Origin of the sequence: Amycolatopsis sp. CA-161197, assembly GCF_050942255.1 — a bacterium.
Lineage (GTDB): Bacteria > Actinomycetota > Actinomycetes > Mycobacteriales > Pseudonocardiaceae > Amycolatopsis.
In genome coordinates, this window is record NZ_CP192059.1 from 10307762 (window position 1) to 10324172 (window position 16411).

At 69.9% G+C, this 16411-nt stretch carries 16 protein-coding genes; 8 read left to right on the top strand and 8 right to left on the bottom strand.

Annotated elements, in window-relative coordinates; translation table 11 throughout:
- Positions 1-126: 126 nt before the first annotated feature.
- Positions 127-1074 carry a LysR family transcriptional regulator gene (locus ACQPXB_RS48850; RefSeq protein WP_432848898.1) on the top strand — a complete coding sequence of 316 codons (948 nt, stop codon included), beginning with the start codon at positions 127-129 and terminating at the stop codon, positions 1072-1074.
- A gap of 155 nt (positions 1075-1229) precedes the next feature.
- On the opposite strand, the gene ACQPXB_RS48855 is transcribed toward ACQPXB_RS48850, so the two are convergent.
- Both ACQPXB_RS48855 and ACQPXB_RS48860 read right to left on the bottom strand, forming a co-directional pair.
- Positions 1230-2918, bottom strand: a complete 1689-nt coding sequence (locus tag ACQPXB_RS48855; RefSeq protein WP_432848899.1) for a bifunctional metallophosphatase/5'-nucleotidase — start codon at positions 2916-2918, stop codon at positions 1230-1232.
- A 109-nt stretch (positions 2919-3027) separates the two neighbouring features.
- Positions 3028-3819, bottom strand: coding sequence for an alpha/beta fold hydrolase (locus tag ACQPXB_RS48860; protein ID WP_432848901.1), 792 nt, complete (start codon positions 3817-3819; stop codon positions 3028-3030).
- 120 nt (positions 3820-3939) lie between these two features.
- Between ACQPXB_RS48860 and ACQPXB_RS48865 the strand changes: the two genes are divergently transcribed.
- Both ACQPXB_RS48865 and ACQPXB_RS48870 read left to right on the top strand, forming a co-directional pair.
- A complete protein-coding gene (locus ACQPXB_RS48865) occupies positions 3940-4071 on the top strand; it encodes a hypothetical protein (protein ID WP_364169609.1) in 132 nt (43 codons plus the stop codon).
- Positions 4072-4132: 61 nt separating this feature from the next.
- Entirely contained in the window at positions 4133-4804 is a 672-nt protein-coding gene (locus ACQPXB_RS48870; protein WP_432848903.1) for a VanZ family protein, read from the top strand.
- Here ACQPXB_RS48870 and ACQPXB_RS48875 read toward each other — a convergent pair.
- Together ACQPXB_RS48875 and ACQPXB_RS48880 are read right to left on the bottom strand one after the other, a co-directional pair.
- Positions 4745-4921, bottom strand: a complete 177-nt coding sequence (locus tag ACQPXB_RS48875; RefSeq protein ID WP_220245205.1) for a hypothetical protein — start codon at positions 4919-4921, stop codon at positions 4745-4747. The two genes, ACQPXB_RS48870 and ACQPXB_RS48875, sit on opposite strands and share 60 nt — an antisense overlap.
- Positions 4922-4966: 45 nt before the next feature.
- Entirely contained in the window at positions 4967-5632 is a 666-nt protein-coding gene (locus tag ACQPXB_RS48880; protein WP_432848905.1) for a class I SAM-dependent methyltransferase, read from the bottom strand.
- 539 nt (positions 5633-6171) lie between these two features.
- Between ACQPXB_RS48880 and mug the strand changes: the two genes are divergently transcribed.
- From mug to ACQPXB_RS48900, 4 genes are all read left to right on the top strand, one after another.
- Positions 6172-6720, top strand: coding sequence for a G/U mismatch-specific DNA glycosylase (mug, locus tag ACQPXB_RS48885; protein ID WP_432848907.1), 549 nt, complete (start codon positions 6172-6174; stop codon positions 6718-6720).
- Between the two features lie 296 nt (positions 6721-7016).
- Complete coding sequence (locus ACQPXB_RS48890; RefSeq protein ID WP_366580117.1) at positions 7017-7805, top strand: response regulator transcription factor; 789 nt, start codon at positions 7017-7019, stop codon at positions 7803-7805.
- A gap of 159 nt (positions 7806-7964) precedes the next feature.
- On the top strand, positions 7965-9809 hold the full coding sequence (locus ACQPXB_RS48895) for an acyl-CoA dehydrogenase (RefSeq protein WP_432848908.1): 1845 nt from the start codon (positions 7965-7967) through the stop codon (positions 9807-9809).
- Between the two features lie 229 nt (positions 9810-10038).
- The gene (locus ACQPXB_RS48900; RefSeq protein ID WP_354865225.1) at positions 10039-10314 is read left to right on the top strand and encodes a GlsB/YeaQ/YmgE family stress response membrane protein; all 276 of its coding nucleotides are present in this window, start codon (positions 10039-10041) and stop codon (positions 10312-10314) included.
- Positions 10315-10379: 65 nt separating this feature from the next.
- Here ACQPXB_RS48900 and ACQPXB_RS48905 read toward each other — a convergent pair whose 3' ends face one another.
- Genes ACQPXB_RS48905 through ACQPXB_RS48915 form a run of 3 tightly spaced genes read right to left on the bottom strand, consistent with a single transcriptional unit; the run spans position 10380 to position 14405 of the window.
- Complete coding sequence (locus tag ACQPXB_RS48905; protein ID WP_432848910.1) at positions 10380-12203, bottom strand: VanW family protein; 1824 nt, start codon at positions 12201-12203, stop codon at positions 10380-10382.
- 24 nt (positions 12204-12227) lie between these two features.
- Positions 12228-12521, bottom strand: a complete 294-nt coding sequence (locus tag ACQPXB_RS48910) for a GroES family chaperonin (protein WP_360598303.1) — start codon at positions 12519-12521, stop codon at positions 12228-12230.
- Between the two features lie 39 nt (positions 12522-12560).
- A complete protein-coding gene (locus tag ACQPXB_RS48915) occupies positions 12561-14405 on the bottom strand; it encodes an NHL domain-containing thioredoxin family protein (protein ID WP_432848912.1) in 1845 nt (614 codons plus the stop codon).
- Between the two features lie 151 nt (positions 14406-14556).
- Here ACQPXB_RS48915 and ACQPXB_RS48920 point away from each other — a divergent pair, with 151 nt between their 5' ends.
- Positions 14557-15213, top strand: a complete 657-nt coding sequence (locus ACQPXB_RS48920; RefSeq protein WP_432848914.1) for a hypothetical protein — start codon at positions 14557-14559, stop codon at positions 15211-15213.
- A 742-nt stretch (positions 15214-15955) separates the two neighbouring features.
- Here ACQPXB_RS48920 and ACQPXB_RS48925 read toward each other — a convergent pair.
- A complete protein-coding gene (locus ACQPXB_RS48925; RefSeq protein WP_432848915.1) occupies positions 15956-16396 on the bottom strand; it encodes an SRPBCC family protein in 441 nt (146 codons plus the stop codon).
- Positions 16397-16411: the final 15 nt, after the last annotated feature.

The window sequence follows — 16411 nt, forward strand, 5'->3', positions numbered from 1 at the left end:
CCTCCATCTCGTGTATCCACAACCGTCCGTACTGCTCGGGATATGCAATCCCGTGTGGCGACGTGGGAGGTAACAACCGATCTGGCGGCGCGCCACAACTCCCCGTTGTGCCACTACGGTGAGTGTGTGGATCTCGATGCGGTACGGACCTTCCTCCAGGTCGCTTCGGAAGGACAGTTCCAGAGCGCGGCCGACGAGTTGGGCGTCACCCAGCAGGCCGTCTCGAAGCGCATCGGTGCCCTCGAGCGTGAGCTCGGCGTGGTTCTCTTCGCCCGCGGGCCTCGCGGCGCCACGCTGACGGTCGACGGCCAGGCGTTCCTGCCGCACGCCCGCGAGCTGCTCCAGGCCGAGGATCGCGCCCTCGCATCGGTGATGCCCGGACGCCGAGCGCTCCGAGTCGACGTACGGAACCGGCGGACGGCACCGGCCACGCTTCTGCATGCCTTCTACCAGCAACGCCGCGCGCTCGACCTGAACGTCGTCGCATTGGCCGACCTCAACCTCGAGGCGGCGCTCGCGGCGGTCGCGAGCGGCACCGTCGACGCCACCTTCCGCGGCGTGACCGACCCGAGCCGGCAACTCTCAGGCACGGGACTCTCCAGCGCCCTGGTCATCGAGGACCGCCACGAGCTGCTGGTCGGCCCGAAGCACCCGCTTGCAGATGCTCCGTCTGTGACCCCACGCCAGCTCGCCGATCACCCGATCTGGATGCCAGGGCTGCCCAGCGGGGACGAAGTCTCGGCCTACTACGACGAACTCGCCGCCACTTTCGGGATCACCATCGACGTCCTGGGCCCTGCGTTCGGGGCCGAGGTGCTGGTGACCGAGATCGCCGAGTCGGCGACGCTCGCGAACCTCGTCGGCGAAGGCTCCCGCTATCTCTGGCCCGCGCACTACGACCTTCGACGAATCCCGATCGTCGACCCCACACCGGTCTTCCCGCTTTGGGTCATCTGGCGTACCGACAACCGGCAGCCCGACCTGGCCGAGCTGCTCGCCTTCCTCGAAGCCGACTTCGCCGGCCGACAAGACAGCGACAGCTGGCGCCCGTCCTGGGCGCGCCACGGCCATTAGTCAGAGCAGCGGCAACTTTTGGCCAGCAGCTGCGACACCGTCGCCGTGTCAAAGTCCCTAATCCACGGGCATCTGTGATGAGCCCCCAAAAAGTCTGAAAAACGAGAGCCCCGCCCCTCGAAACGGCAAGAGGGGCGGGGCTACTCGGAACAGAACTACGGAACCATCGTGATCCGGTCCGCCGGCGGCGGGGTGACGCCCGGGTGCGCGCCGAGGTACGCGATCAGCGCGTCGAGGTCCACGGGACCGCCCGCGAGGTCGGTGCCCTTCGTGAACTCGGTGAACCCGTCGCCGCCCGCGGCGAGGAAGTTGTTCACCGACACGCGGAACGTCGCGGCCGGGTCGACCGGCGTGCCGTTCACGGTGATGTTCGAAACGCGCGAACCGATCGGCGCCGAGGCCGAGTACGTGTAGTGCAGACTGCTCGAGATCTGCAGGATCTTGGTGCCGCCCGGCTGGCCCCACTGCTGCTCCAGCACGTTCTTCAGGTTCGCGCCGGTGAGCGTGATCGTCTGCATGATGTTCGCGAACGGCTGCACGGTGAACGCTTCGCCGTAGGTGACCACGCCGTCGCCCTCGCCGTTGGGCGAAGACGCGTAGTTGAGGTCCGCGCGGATGCCGCCGGGGTTGGTGATGGCGACGACCGCGTTGTTGGACTTGGTGCCTTCGAGCTGCGCGTCGGCGATCACGTCGCCCATCGTCGACTCACCCGAGGGCGCGCCGGCCGCGGTGAGGTCCGCGGTGATGGTGCCGACCTGCTTGTTGGCGATCGGGCCCGACTTGGTCTTGGCCTCGTCCACGAGCATCGCGACGGCCGGGTCCGGCGTCACGTCGCGGGTCACGATCTCGTTGTGCGCCTTGGTCTGCGACCGGATGACGTCGCGCGTGCGCAGGTCGATCTTCAGGTCCACGACGGACAGCAGCCGGCCGAACGACGCGCCCTGGATCACCGGCCGCGGCTGGCCCGCGGGGTCGTTGATCACGCAGTTGTACTGCTGGTGACTGTGGCCGGTGAAGATCGCGTCGACCTTCGGGCTCACGTTCTTCGCGATGACGTCGGCCTCGCCGCCCGGCGCCACCTTGCAGTCGTTCGGACCGGCGCCGGGCAGCGTCTCGTCGCCCTGGTGCAGCAGCAGGACCTGGGCCTTGATGCCCAGCAGGTCGAGCAGGTTCGCGGTGCGGTTGATGGCCTGGGCCTCGTCGCCGAACTTGAGGCCCTTGATGGCGTCGGGCGTGACGACCGAGGGCAGGTCCTCCAGCGTGGCGCCGATGATGCCGATCGGCACGCCGCCGGAGAACTGCACCGAGAACGGCAGCAGCGCGGGCAGGCCGTTGGTGAAGTACACATTGGACCCGAGGATCGGGAAGTCCGCGCCCTGGTAGGTGGGGCGGAACTGGCAGCCGTCGGTCTTGTTGCAGCCGCCGAACTGCATGCGCAGCAGTTCCTGATAGCCCTCGTCGAGCTCGTGGTTGCCGACCACGGAGGCCTTCACGCCCAGCTCGTTGAGGAAGTCGATGGTCGGCTCGTCGTGGAACAGCGCCGAGATCACCGGCGACGCGCCCACGTTGTCGCCCGCCGAGAGCACCATCGAGTTGCGCACCTGCGACTCGAGCTGCTTGACGTGCGTGGCCACGTACGCGGCGCCGCCCGCGTCCACACTGGTCCCGTCGGCCATGAACACCTTGCCGGCCGAACCCGCCGGCGGCTCGAGGTTGCCGTGCAGGTCGTTCAGCGTGATGATCCGGACGTCCGTGGTCTGCGCGGCCGACGCCGGCACGCTCGTAACGGCCACAGTGGCCAGTGCGGCCGCGGCGGTGACCGCGAGCCGGGTGAAGAGCCTCATGTTTCCTCCGATTTCGCGCCCGTCGTCCCCTGGAACAGGCACACGGCGGTGCAGTCTGCCCAAACGGGAAGAGCCTCACCAGAGGAAAAAGGAGGGTGATGGGGAAATGTCACCCGGCGTTTTCGCTGCCGTCCAGCAGCACCCGCGCGACGACGCCCGGCGCGTCGCCCATGGGCACGTGACCGCAACCCGGCAGCGTGAGCAGCCGGGCGTGCGGTGCGATCTCCTCGAGCGCCGACGCTTTCGGCCGCGCGAGCACGCGGTCGTACTCGGCCCACGCGATCGTGACAGGTACGTCGGCGCGCACCGGTCCGGTGAAGCGGAAACCGCCCTTGGCCTGGGCGAGCGTCGGGGCGAAGCCTTCGGCGCCGGCCAGCGCGCGGACGTCGTCGACGATCACCTGCGGGGCCAGCCGCTCAGGCTTGCCGTAGATCATCCCGGTGAGCGCCGCGCGGCCCGCCCCCTTCATGGCCAGCCGACGCACGCTCCGCTCGGGCGTGTGCCGGGCCAGCGTGCGCAAGGTGCGCAGCACGGTGAGGGCGTAGTGCCGCTGCAGCGGCGTCCACAACCCGGCCGGTGACAGGGCCGTGGCGCTGCGGACCAGGCCGGCCTTGGCGAGTTCGAGCGAGAGCAGGCCGCCGAGGGAGTTGCCCGCCACGTGCGGCCGCTCGATCCCCAGGTCGAGAAACAGCTTCGCGAACAGCTCCAGCGCCGGCCCCACGCCGTACGCGCCTTCGCGGTGCGGCGATTCCCCGAACCCCGGCAGGTCCACGGCGATCACGTCGCGGTGGGGCGTGAGCAGCGGCAGCACCGGGTCCCACGCCTGCCGGCGGTGCCCGACCCCGTGGATGAGCACGAGCGGCGCTCCAGTGCCGGCCCTGGTGTAGACCACGTCGTCCATGATCGACAGCGTAAGCACAGGTGGCGGCGATTTCCACAACTTGCGGTAACAGTTACTTCCGGTAGCGCGTAACGGTCGGTTCCTCGGCAGCGATCAATCGGCCGAACCCCTGGGAGCCACATGGAACTGCAGATCGTGCTGACCGTGATCGTGGTCGTCGCCCTGCTTGTCGGCGGCACGGTGTTCGCGGCGTGGCGGTCGGAGCGCGCCGAGGACGAGCAGCGCGACGAGGAGCCTGACCGATCGGCTTAAGCAGCCCTCGGCCAGATGGCCGACCCGGCCGGATTCCGTCCGGCTCTTCGACCGAAGTGGCGTGACCCCCAAGATCCATAACGTTCTCGGCATGACGAACGCACAGGTCGCGGCCCTGCAGTACGGGCTCATCGGATTCCTCGCGGTGTGGGGCACGCTGCTCGTCCCGCAGCTCGTGCTGCAGCTGGCGCGCTACGGCCGCCCGCGGCTGCGCCGCCTGGTGACCACGGCGGCGGTCGTCTTCTACGCGTGCATGGCGCTCGCGGTCGTCTTCCTGCCGCTGCCGAGCGCCAACGGCCGGCGCCTCGAGCAGACGGTGCAGCTGCGGCCGTTCCAGTGGATCGCCGACATCCACACCGAGCTGGTGAAGCACGGACTTTCGGCGGCGCACTGGTTCAGCACGCAGACGTTCCAGCAGGTCGCGCTCAACGTGCTGCTCTTCGTGCCGCTTGGGATCTTCGCCCGCGTCCTGTGGCGCCGGGGCCTCGTCGGCGCGCTGGCCGTGGGCACGACGGTGTCACTGGCCATCGAGATCACGCAGCTCACCGCGAACTTCGGGACGGCGCCGTTCGTCTACCGCATCTTCGACGTCGACGACCTCATGACCAACACCTTCGGCGCCGGCCTCGGCTGGCTCTTCGGCGCCCTGCTGCTCGCCCTGCGCGCAATCCCTTCAGCGATCCACGCTCAGCCGGCCGGGCGCGAGCGGATCGACCTCGCCCAGACGCGCTAGCCGCGCCTTGCGCCGCAGCGCCGCCCGCTTGGCGGCGCGCCGGTCTTCCAGAACCACGATCAGCGAGGCGGCTGCCAGGATGAGGGCCACCAGTGCGAGGACAACCCAAAGCTGCACGCGGGCTCCTCCCTACGACGTTGTGCGAGAGATCACACAGGCTACCTAGATCGGTACCTGATCCGCTACCCCGCGTGCCGAGAACCAATCCCGGTCAGCGGTCAGCCACTCGCCGAAGGTCAGATCGGCCGAGGTCAGCGCCTCGGACAGCGCCGGAAAACCCAGGCGCCGGCAGGTGAATTCTTGGTGCCACTCCCGTTCGGCGGCGCGGTAGCGCACCGTCGCGGACAGCAGATCGCCCTCGCGGACGACGTCGTGCAGCGAAACGCCGATCTCCCCGATGAGCCCGCCCGGTCCGTCGGCCACGTGGTCGAACCACTCCGGCGGATGCCATTCGACGAGCAGCCGGCCCCCGGGCGCGAGGTGCCGCCGGGCCGCGGCGAGCAGCGCGTGGCGCTCCGCGGGATCGGCCGTGTTGACCAGGTGGCTGCCCAGCAGGACCACGTCGAACTCGCGGCCGAGCCGAAGGTCGCCGATCCGCGCGCAGACCGTCTCCGCGCCGCGGACGTGGGCGAGCATCTCCGGCGACTCGTCGACGGCGACCACGGCGTGGCCGAGCGCCAGCAACGGGTGCGTCACGCGCCCGCAGCCGCTGCCCAACTCCAGGATCGACGCGGCGGCGGGCACGGCGCCGTGGACGATCTCCGGTTCGCCGGCCGCGGGCAGGCGCAGATAGAGGTCCACCGAGCAACCGTCGGGCGTGGTGGTCATGTCTGACAGGGTGCCCGAGGTTGGGCCGATGGCTCGTCCGACCCACGCCGAGGGTGAGGAGGCAGGTCCCGGCCGGCGGCTGGGCAGGGAGACAGATCCGGCTGGCCGCCGGGCATGGAGTCGGACCCGGCTGGCCGCCGAGCAAGCGTCCCCGCCCGGCAGGCAGCTGGGCAGGGAGTCAGACCCGGCCGGCCCCCAGACAAGAGTTATCCACAACTGGCTCCACCGACCCCGAGTTGTCCACAGATTTCACAATCGCCATTTTCAGGCCCCTGACCTCGGTAAACTGGGACAGGGCAGCCCCCCAGAGGAGGGCGGGGGTCCGTCCCGCGGCGGTGGTCCGTCCCGCGGCGGTGGTCCGTCCCGCGCCAGGGGTCCGTCCCGCGCCAGGGGTCCGTCCCGCGCCAGGGGTCTGTACCACGCCGGCGGGCACCGCGCCGGGCCCGATCTCGGGTTCACCGGCCGCCGGTAGCCGCAGCGAGAGGTCGACTGGGCAACCGTCGGGCGTCATGGAGACCCGCGTGCCCGAGACTGGGCGCATGCCCACCCGACCCACCAAGGACCAGCTTGCCGCCGCGCAGGACAGCACGATCCCCGACGTCATCGCGCCCGGGTTGGACGTGCTGTTCTGCGGGATCAACCCCGGGCTGTACTCGGGCGCGCTGGGGCTGCACTTCGCGAGGCCCGGCAACCGCTTCTGGCCCGCCCTGCACGCCGGGGGCTTCACGCCGCGGCTGTTGGACCCGAGTGAGCAGCACGAGCTCCTCGACCTCGGCCTGGGGATCACCAACGTCGTCGCCAGGACCACCGCGCGGGCGGACGAGCTGACCGACGAGGAGCTGCGCGAAGGCGGCAAGACGCTCGTCGAGAAGGTCCTCGCGCACAAGCCCCGCTGGCTCGCCGTGCTGGGTATCACCGCGTACCGCACCGCGTTCGGCGAGAAGCGAGCCCAAGTCGGGCCGCAGGAGCGCGTGATCGGCGAGACCGGCGTGTGGGTCCTGCCGAACCCGAGTGGCCTCAACGCCCACTGGACGCCCGCCGGGCTGGCAAGTGAGTTCGCCGCGCTGCGTGCACGGGTTGTCACGTAGCGGCCATCTTTCGGGCTACACCCTCAGTAGTAAACGGAGGAGCACCCGCCGTCGTACAGGGCCAAAAAGCCGCAGATCACGACCGTTTTTCTACGGAGAGTTTGCTGCAACCGGCCGATACGGCCATGAGGGGGAAACCGCGTCACAAGCGCCTTCCGGAGGAGTCGAATCAAGGACAAGGTGTCATTCCTGTCCGGTCCCAGCAGGGGGGATCGGGTGGTGCCAGGACGGCACGCCGGGGGGCGTGCGCGGGCGTCCGGGCGACCCGGGAACGACCTGGAAGACGGAGGCCCGAGATGCGCGGCATCGAGCCCCACCGAACGCCGGCTGTGCCCGGACAACCGACCGCGAACCGCAGCCTGGGGGTGGCCGTCGTCGATCCCATCCCGATCTTCCGCGAGGGCCTCGCGTCGATGGTCCACCGGACGCCGGGGCTGCACTGGGCGGGCCAGGCGGCGAGCCACCACGCGGCGATGCAGCTGTGCGAACAGGTGCGCCCCGACGTCGTGATCCTCGACTCGGCGCTGGACCCCCACTGCCACCTCACGAAGCTGCTCAACTCCGGCGACCCCGCCGTAGTGCTGGTGACGCTGGTGCGCGACGTCAACCGCACGCAGCAGTACCTGGCCACGGCCATCGCGGCGGGCGCGCACGCGATCGTGCCGCGGGCGGTGGACCCGCGGCGACTGGCCGAAGCCGTGCGACGCGCGCACACCGACCGGCGCTACATCGACCCGGCGCTGGCGGCGCTCACCGCGCGGCCGAAACGGCAGCCGTCGCCCAGAGCGGCGCCGGCCGAGGAGCACCTCACCCAGCCGAAGGGCGCCATGCCGCTGTCGCGCCGCGAGTACCAGGTACTGCAGCTCGTCGCCGAAGGCCTGGAGAACTCGGCGATCGCGAAGCTGCTGTTCCTCTCGGTCGAAACCGTCCGGACGCACGTGAAGAGCATCCTGCGCAAGCTGTCGGCGCGGGATCGCACACACGCGGTGACCATCGCGTTCCGCAGCGGCATCCTCGTGCCCCACACCGACGACGCCCACACGCCCCTGCCCGCCGACCGCGCCGTGGCGCGCGGCACCCCCTGAGGTCGGCTTCCTGGTCGATGTCGGTTTTTCGGCTGAATCCACACCCCTGGAAGAGCGGAACCGCTTGCTCCAGTTACTCGTAGGTAATATCCTGAAGTTACCGGCGAGTAAGGGAACATGTGCCCGGCCGGAAAGCCGAACACGACACGGAGTGACGACATGGGCCACTACAAGAGCAACGTCCGAGACCTGGAGTTCAACCTCTTCGAGGTACTCGGCGTGCAGGACCGCCTTGGCAAGGGCGTGCTGGCCGAGTCGGACGAGGAGACCGCGCGCGGCGTGCTCTCGGAGCTGAACAAGCTCGCCACCGGCCCGCTCGCCGAGTCCTACGCCGACGCGGACCGCAACCCGCCGGTGTACGACCCCAAGACCTTCAGCGTGAAGATCCCCGAGTCGTTCAAGAAGAGCTACAAGCAGCTCCTGGACGGCGAGTGGTGGCGCCTCGGCCTCACCAACGACCTCGGCGGCTTCGGCCTGCCCCCCACGGTGCAGTGGGCCGCGTCCGAGCTGATCCTCGGCGCCAACGCACCGCTGTTCATGTACATGGCGGGCCCGAACTTCGCCATGATCGTGAACAACAACGGCACCGAAGAGCAGAAGCGCTGGGCGCAGCTCATGATCGACCGCCAGTGGGGCGCCACGATGGTGCTGACCGAGCCCGACGCGGGCTCCGACGTCGGCGCCGGCCGCACCAAGGCCGTCAAGCAGGAGGACGGCTCCTGGCACATCGACGGCGTGAAGCGGTTCATCACCTCGGCCGAGCACGACATGAGCGAAAACATCATGCACCTCGTGCTGGCACGCCCCGAGGGTCCCGGCATCGAGACCAAGCCCGGCACCAAGGGCCTTTCGCTGTTCCTCGTGCCGAAGTTCCACTTCGACTCCCAGACCGGTGAGCTGGGTGAGCGCAACGGCGCCTTCGTGACGAACGTCGAGCACAAGATGGGCATCAAGGCGTCCACCACGTGCGAGCTGACCTTCGGCCAGCACGGCACGCCGGCCAAGGGCTGGCTGCTCGGCGAGGTGCACAACGGCATCGCGCAGATGTTCCAGGTCATCGAGTACGCCCGGATGATGGTGGGCACCAAGGCCATCGCCACCCTGTCGACCGGCTACCTCAACGCGCGCGACTACGCCAAGGAGCGCGTGCAGGGCGCCGACCTGCCGAACATGCTCAACAAGACCGCGCCGCGCGTCACCATCACGCACCACCCGGACGTGCGCCGTTCGCTGATGCTGCAGAAGGCGTACGCGGAGGGCCTGCGCGCCGTCTACCTGTACACGGCGTCGTTCCAGGACCAGCTGTGGACGCAGGACGGCGATGAGGCGGCGCTGAAGCTGGCGCACGGCATCAACGACCTGCTGCTGCCGGTCGTGAAGGGTGTCGGCTCCGAGCGCGCCACCGAGCAGCTCGTGCAGTCGCTCCAGACGCTCGGCGGGTCCGGCTTCCTGCAGGACTACCCGATCGAGCAGTACATCCGCGACGCGAAGATCGACTCACTCTACGAGGGCACGACGGCCATCCAGTCGCTCGACTTCTTCTTCCGGAAGATCGTGCGCGACAAGGGTCAGGCGCTCGCGTTCCTCGCCGGTGAGATCACGAAGTTCATCGAGTCCGAGGCGGGCAACGGCCGGCTCAAGAACGAGCGTGCGCTGCTGAAGCAGGCCCTCGAGGACTCGCAGGGCATGCTCGGCGCGATGATCGGCTACCTCACCGCGTCGCAGGAAGACGCGCAGAGCATCAACAAGGTCGGCCAGCACACCGTGCGGCTGCTGATGTCGATGGGCGACCTGCTGGTGGGCTGGCAGCTGCTCAAGCAGGCCGAGGTCGCGATCGCCAAGCTCGACGCGGGCGCGGCAGCGAAGGACGTGCCGTTCTACGAGGGCAAGGTGGCCGTCGCTTCGTTCTTCGCGAAGTCCGTGCTGCCGGAGCTGTCCTCGCGCCGCACGATCGTCGAAGGCGCCGACAACGCGCTGATGGAGCTGGACGAGGCCGCTTTCTGAGCCCTCCCTGTTCCCCTGCGGATGCCCTCGGCCCAGCTCGGGCCGGGGGCATCCGTGTTTCTCCGGGTGACTTCGCCCGCTGCGGGTGAGAGCTCCCGCCGCGGGTCGCGGCACGCTGGTGCCAGGTGGGTGATTTCGCCGTGGTCTCGAGTTCCGGGCGTCCGTTCCCAGGGCATCCGGGCGCCAAGTCCGCGGCTCGGCCCGGAACCCATCTGGCAGAGGAGTTTCGATGACCGTCTCAGGCATCATCAGCGCCATCGTGGTCGGCTTGATCCTCGGCCTGCTCGGCCGCTTGGTCGTGCCCGGCAAGCAGAACATCCCGATCTGGCTGATGCTCCTCGTGGGCATCGCGGCCGCTTTCATCGGCAGCGCCATCGCGCGCGGCATCGGTTACGCCGACACGAGCGGCATCGACTGGCTCGAAATCATCACCCAGGTCGGAGTCGCCGCACTCGGCGTGGCCTTGGTGGCGAGCCTGTGGAGCAAGCGAAGTATCAACAGATGACTTCGCGGCCCGGCCCCCTTCTGCGGGCCGGGCTGTTCCGTCCGGCGTGGACGCCCGTCAGCAGATCACGATCGGCTGCGGCGCGTAGGTGGTGTCGCGCGTTTCTTCGCGGACTTCGTTGCCCGTCGCCAGGTCGTGGAACACACGCGTGTCGGACACGCTGAAGCCCGGCGCGCCGATCGACGGCCGGCAAGCGCCGTCGGGCCCGGGTCCAACTGGACGGTCGGCGAAACCTCGTCCGACGTGCCCCCGGTGCGGCCCTCGATGACGTAGTGCTTCGTGCCCCAGATCCGCACGGTGACGGAATCCCCGCTGACGCTGGCCTGGATCGCGAAGCCCGTGTCGTCGTTGTCGGTGATCTTCAGCTCCACCGGGTTTCCCGCGTCGTCGATGGCTTTCGCGTCGCGGCCGGCGGGGTAGCGGTCGAGGTAGTGGTCGTGGGCGAGGTGGCCGCCGTCGCCGAGGCCGGCCAGGTACGCCGCGTTGTACAAAGTGGACGCGAGCTGCGAAACCCCGCCGCCCACAACGGAAGGGCCGGTGCCGTCTTCGTTCGCCGGCGCGCTGACGTAGCCGGCGGCCGCGGTCCGCGCGCCCGAACGGGCGCCGAGGCTGAAGGTGTCGCCGGGTTTCACGATGGCGCCGGAGACGCGGTCGGCGAGCGTCTGGATGTTCGTGGCCGCGGGGCCGGAGAAGCCGCTCGTGGTGAACTCGCCGATCACTTCCTTGATGCCCAGCGCGTTGGCGGCATCGGTGGACAGGCTCGGCTTCGTGGCGTCGTAGGCCACCGGCAGGTCACGTCCCGTCGGCTTGGCGAGCACGGTCGTGAGCGTCTTGAATGTGTTGGCCCAGTTGATCTTCCGCGCGTCTTCGGACGGGTTGACCGTCGGCGTGCCCGAGGTGAACACGATTTCCGCGTTGCGCCCGTCGGTCTCGGTCGACGCGAGGTCGGATTCCACGGCCTGCTGCAGCTTGCCCTGGTCGATGCGCAGCTCGAGCGAACCGCCGTCGCGCGGCGCGAACTGGAACGACGCCGCGATGGCCGCCGGCGTCAGCGCGACGTCCTTGCCCTGCCCGTGCAACACCACCGGCGCGGCGACGGCGGGGTCGACGACCTGGTCGAGCAGCGCGTGGACGCCTTTCGACGTGGCCTTCGGCGGTGTCACGGCCATCTGCAGCGTCACGCCGCCGGGCGCGAGCCAGCCGTCCGCCACGGTTTGCGCGGCCGCCCGCACGTCGGTGAGCTGCTGGCCCTGGCGCGGCTCCACGGGGTACGCCGTGACGGCGCCGTCGGCCCCCGGCTGGAAGCCGATGCTGCCCTCGACCAGCGGGTGGTTGAGCTTGTCCGTCGCGAGCGTGCCCAGCGCCTGCGCCACCTGCTCCTGGTCCGAGCGGGTGACCACGCCGACGTCGCGCGTGGTGAAGAACGACAGCAGCCGCGTGATCGGGCTCAACGGCTGGTGCCCGGCCTGCGCGAGCGTGCCCGGCCAGTCGAGGCCGAGGCCGGATTCCGAGGGCACCATCGACGTCGTGACGTCGCCCGCGTGCAGGACCACCGGTTGGGTCAGCCGCGGCTGCAGCTCCGCGCGCAGCTTGGCCTCGGCCTCGGCGTGGGAGAGGCCGCCGACGCCGACGCCCGCCACGAGCACGCCGCGCGGCACGTCGCCGGCGCTGGTGACGAGGTCGATCGCGTACAGCAGCACGAACAGGCCCAGGGCGCAGCCGACGATCATGAACGTGCGCGCGACCCCTTTGCGCAGGCGCCGCTGCGGGGTCTCCGGCAGCGGCGGCCCGTCGACGACGGCGAAGATCTCGGTGGCGAGGTCGTCTTCGTCGCGCTCGGGCAGCAGGTCGTCGATGAAGAGGTCCTGCGGGGTCTCGTCTTCGCGCACGCCTGCCCTCCCGTGGCCGGGGAGCTACAGGTAGAGCCCCGTGCCGTGTTCGGTCCGCTCGGTGGCGACGGCGTGGATGTCCCGTTCGCGCAGCACGAAGTGGCCCTCACCCTGGATCTCGACCTCGAGCTGGTCCTCCGGGTTGAAGAGCACGCGATCGCCCTGCTTGACGTTGCGCACGCTGTTGCCGACGCCCAGTACATCACCCCAGGCGAGCCTGCGGGCGACCTGCGCGGTCGCCGGGATCACGATTCCGCCGCTGCTGCGGCGTTCGCCCTCCTCCGGCGACAGGCGCACGAGCACGCGGTCCTGCAGCATCTGGATCTGGAGCTTGGGCTTGTCAGGCACGCCCCAATGCTACTGACCGGGTGCCGCCGGCTTCGGTTCACCCGCCATGACCAGGCTGAGCGTGCGCTCACCACCGCTTTCGAAGCGCACCGGCACGCCCCAGTCCTGCCGCGTGATGCGGCACGCGGGGTGCTCGCCGCCCTCGTCGCAGCTGGCCGCCTGGGCGACGACCTGCAGCACGCCTTCCGTTACGCCGTCGGCGAACCGGATGCGGCGGGTGAGGTCGGTACCGATGCCGGCGCCGTCGGCGAGCAGCTCCGGCGGCGACGCGCTGACCTCCAGCCGCGTGGACGGGCCGTAGCGGTCGTCGAGCTTCTCACCCGGCGGCGGCGTGAAGACCACGGCGAACTCGACGTCGCCGGTCGCGAGCACCGTCGGCGGGCGGCGGACGGCGTTCTTCTCGCCGGCCACGGTCGTGACCTGGGCTCCGACCGGCGCGACGCGGTTGCCAGCCGACTCGACGACGAACAGCTCACCGTCGTGCAACAGCAGGCCCTGCGGCTCGGCGAGGCCCGTGGCGAGCGTGGTGACCTCGCGCGTGAAGGGGTCATAGCGACGGACGGCGCCGTTGTAGGTGTCGGCGATCGCGATGCGGTCGCCGGGCAGCACGGCCAGGCCCAGTGGGTGCTGCAGCAGCGCTTCGTCGGCCGGGCCGTCGGCGTGGCCGAAGGAGAACAGGTCGGTGCCGACGGCGGTGTGCACGGTGAACGTCTCGCCCTCGGGCTCGATCCAGCGCAGCGCCGAGGTTTCCGCGTCGGCGAGCCACAGCTTGTCGCCGTCGGGCGCGAGGCCGGACGTCTGCGCGAAGAACGCTTCGCGCACGTCGCCGTCTCTGAGGCCTTCGACGGTGGTGCCGGCGAAGCGGCGGATGTCGCCGGAGATCGGGTCGAAGACGCTGAGCGTGTGGTTCCCGGCCATGGCCACCACGACGCCGCCGGCGGGCGCCCACCACGCGACGTCCCACGGGCTGGTGAGGTCGGTGTCGAGGGCCTTGCCGGTGTCGGTGCCGTTGCGCCACTGGTTGCCCGTGCCGGCGACGGTGGTGACCTCGCCGGTGTTGAGGTCGAGGCCGCGCAGCCGGTGACCCGCGGTGTCGGCGACGACGGCGTGGTAGCCGGCGCGCTGGGCGACGTCGTTGGGCAGCAGCGCGATGCCCGAGGGCTCGGTGAAGCTGGCGAGATCGAACGGCCCGTCCTGCGCGCCGCGCTCGCCGCTGCCGAAGCGGCGGATCACGGTCTCGCCGTCGGACGCGAACTCGACCACGGAGTGGTGGCCGGTGTCCGCGACGAGGATGCGGCCTCCCGCCGTGGCGACGGCCTTGCTCGGGAAGCGCAGCTCCGTCTGCTGCTCTTCGACGGGCACGTACGGGTTGCCGCCGCGGCGCAGCGTGCCCTTCGCGGCGTGCTTCGTCACGAGTTCCGCCACGACGCGCCGCAGAGCTTCGCCGTGCCCCTCACCCGCGGCGACGTGCACGACGTAACCCTCGGGGTCGACGACCACCAGCGTCGGCCACGCACGCACCGCGTACTGCGACCACAGCTCCATCTTCGGGTCGTTCACCACGGGGTGGTGCACCTCGTAGCGACGCACGGCCGCCTCGATCGACGCGCGCTCGCCCTCGTGCAGGAACTTCGGCGAGTGCACCCCGACGGTCACCAGGACGTCGCCGAATTCTTCTTCGAGCGGGCGCAGCTCGTCGAGCACGTGCAGGCAGTTGATGCAGCCACTGGTCCAGAAGTCGAGCAGCACGATCCGCCCGCGCAACTCCGCGAGGGAGAGTCGCCGGCCGCCGGTGTTGAGCCAGACGTCGCCGGTCAGTTCGGGTGCGCGTACTCGCGCCTGTGCGGAACTCACGCGACGAGTGAACTACACGTAGCTGCCGCGTGTTCCGTTATCCACGGTCTGAGAGAAGAACCTCACCCCGCCGAGGGAGTTTTCCGGACGACCGTCAAGCCGCCGAAAAAGGACGCGCGGGGCGCGGTTGGCGGTACGTACGCTTCTTCGCATGCCACACGTCCAGCCGGCGGAAATCCTCACCCTGGAGGAGGCCCGCATCCTGCAAGAACGCCTAGGAGAACCCCTGCGCCCGGGCCTGTCGCCGACCGAACTCGACGACGTCGAATCCCAGTTCGGCTTCCGGTTCTCCCTGGACCACCGCGTGTTCCTCACCGCCGGCGTCCCCGTGGGCGACCGCTGGCCGGACTGGCTGCACGGCAACCCGGACCACCTGCGCAAACGCCTGGATTGGCCGGTCGACGGGCTGCTGTACGCGATCGAACACAACGGCTTCTGGCACGACTCTTGGGGCGCGCGGCCTCGGGTTTTGTCGAACGCGCTGGCATGTGCTCGGCGGTTATTGGCTGTGGTGCCGCAACTGGTGCCGGTTTGTGGGCACCGGTACCTGCCGGGAGTGGCTGGTGAGGCGGGGTATCCGGTGTTGTCGGTGTATCAGGCCGATGTGGCCGTGTGCGGGCGGGATCTGCGGGGGTATGTGCGGCGGGAGTTCGGTGGGGAACCGGTTGAGGATTCGGGTGGCGGTTTGGGGCTGTCTGGGGCGCCTTTGGGGTCGGTGAGCGCGACCAGCCCGTCGGCGGGGGTGTTGGGGGATGAGCCGGTGGGTGGGGTTCGCGAGGTGGAGTTCTGGTCGGAACTGGTCGACTGAGGCCGGGTTTGGGTTGAGGTTGTGGCTGGTTTTGTTGGCGGCAAGCCGTGTTGGCGCGTTGTCATTGAGGTGTCGACCTGGCCTGGTTTGAGGGCATCGCGGGCGGCCTTGATGTCGGCCACCCGCCTCGCGTGCAAGGCGGGTGGCCGACGTCGCCGAGTGTCGACTGTGGCTGGCTCGAGGGCATCGCGGGCAGCTTTGGTGTCGATCACCCGCCGCGCGTGCGAGACGCCCGCGGTCGCCGATGTGCCGGCCGTGCCTGGTTGGAGGCCGTCGCAGGGCGGCCTCTGTGCCCGGCCATCCGCCGTGGCCGAAACACCACCTAAGCGCCACTTGAGGCGTGACCACAGCGGTCAACGTTTCGACCACGCCCAAGTGGTCGACGTTTCGACCCACGCCTTTGACGAAGCACCACTGCCTCCGCAATCTCGGGGTTCGAACCCTTCGCTCGCCTCCGACCACCGCGGATCCCGAGTTATCCACACCGCCCCTCCACTTGTGGACAACTCGGCCCTCCTCGCCCGTTTTCCGGGCTCCCTGTCGTACCCCGCCGGTAGACTGGAGCGGGGACGCCCCCCAGGGAGGGCGGGGGCATGGCCGGGCGGCGCCGATGGGGCAAAAGTGCTGGTCAGAGCCATTCTGGCGGCACCGGGAAGCCGCGAAAGAAGGCCTCCGGCGCGGCGCCCGACGAAGCTTCAGCGGGCGGTCAAGGACGGCTGAGCTCAAGCCTCCGCGGCGGCCTTCAACCGCGCCAGCGTCGCCTCGATGTTCGCCCGGTTCGCCGCCGCGCGGTGCCACACGCCGGTGCCCACTGCGCCCGGCAGGCGGAACCAGGCAGGCCGCCGTTCCCACGTGCTCTCGGTGACCACGCAGCCGGTGGGGCCGGGGAGATCACGTACTCCCACCGGGAGATCGGCACCGGCCCGAAGGCTACGTCGAAGGCGAAGCGGCGCCCCTCGTCGGCGGCGGTGATCGTCGAGGTGGTGGTCCAGCGGTGGAGGCCGCGGCGGTTCGTGCCGCGGAAGCGGGCGCCGACGGTGGCGTGCGTGGCGCCGTCCAGCCAGCGGTGGGCGTGGTACTCCGAGGCGAGGTCGGCGAGGCGCGCGGGGTTGCTGACCAGCGCGTAGACGACCGAACAAGGCGCCGCGATCGAGACGGAGCCGGTAGCCGCGGGAGCCGTCACATACCGAGGGTATGG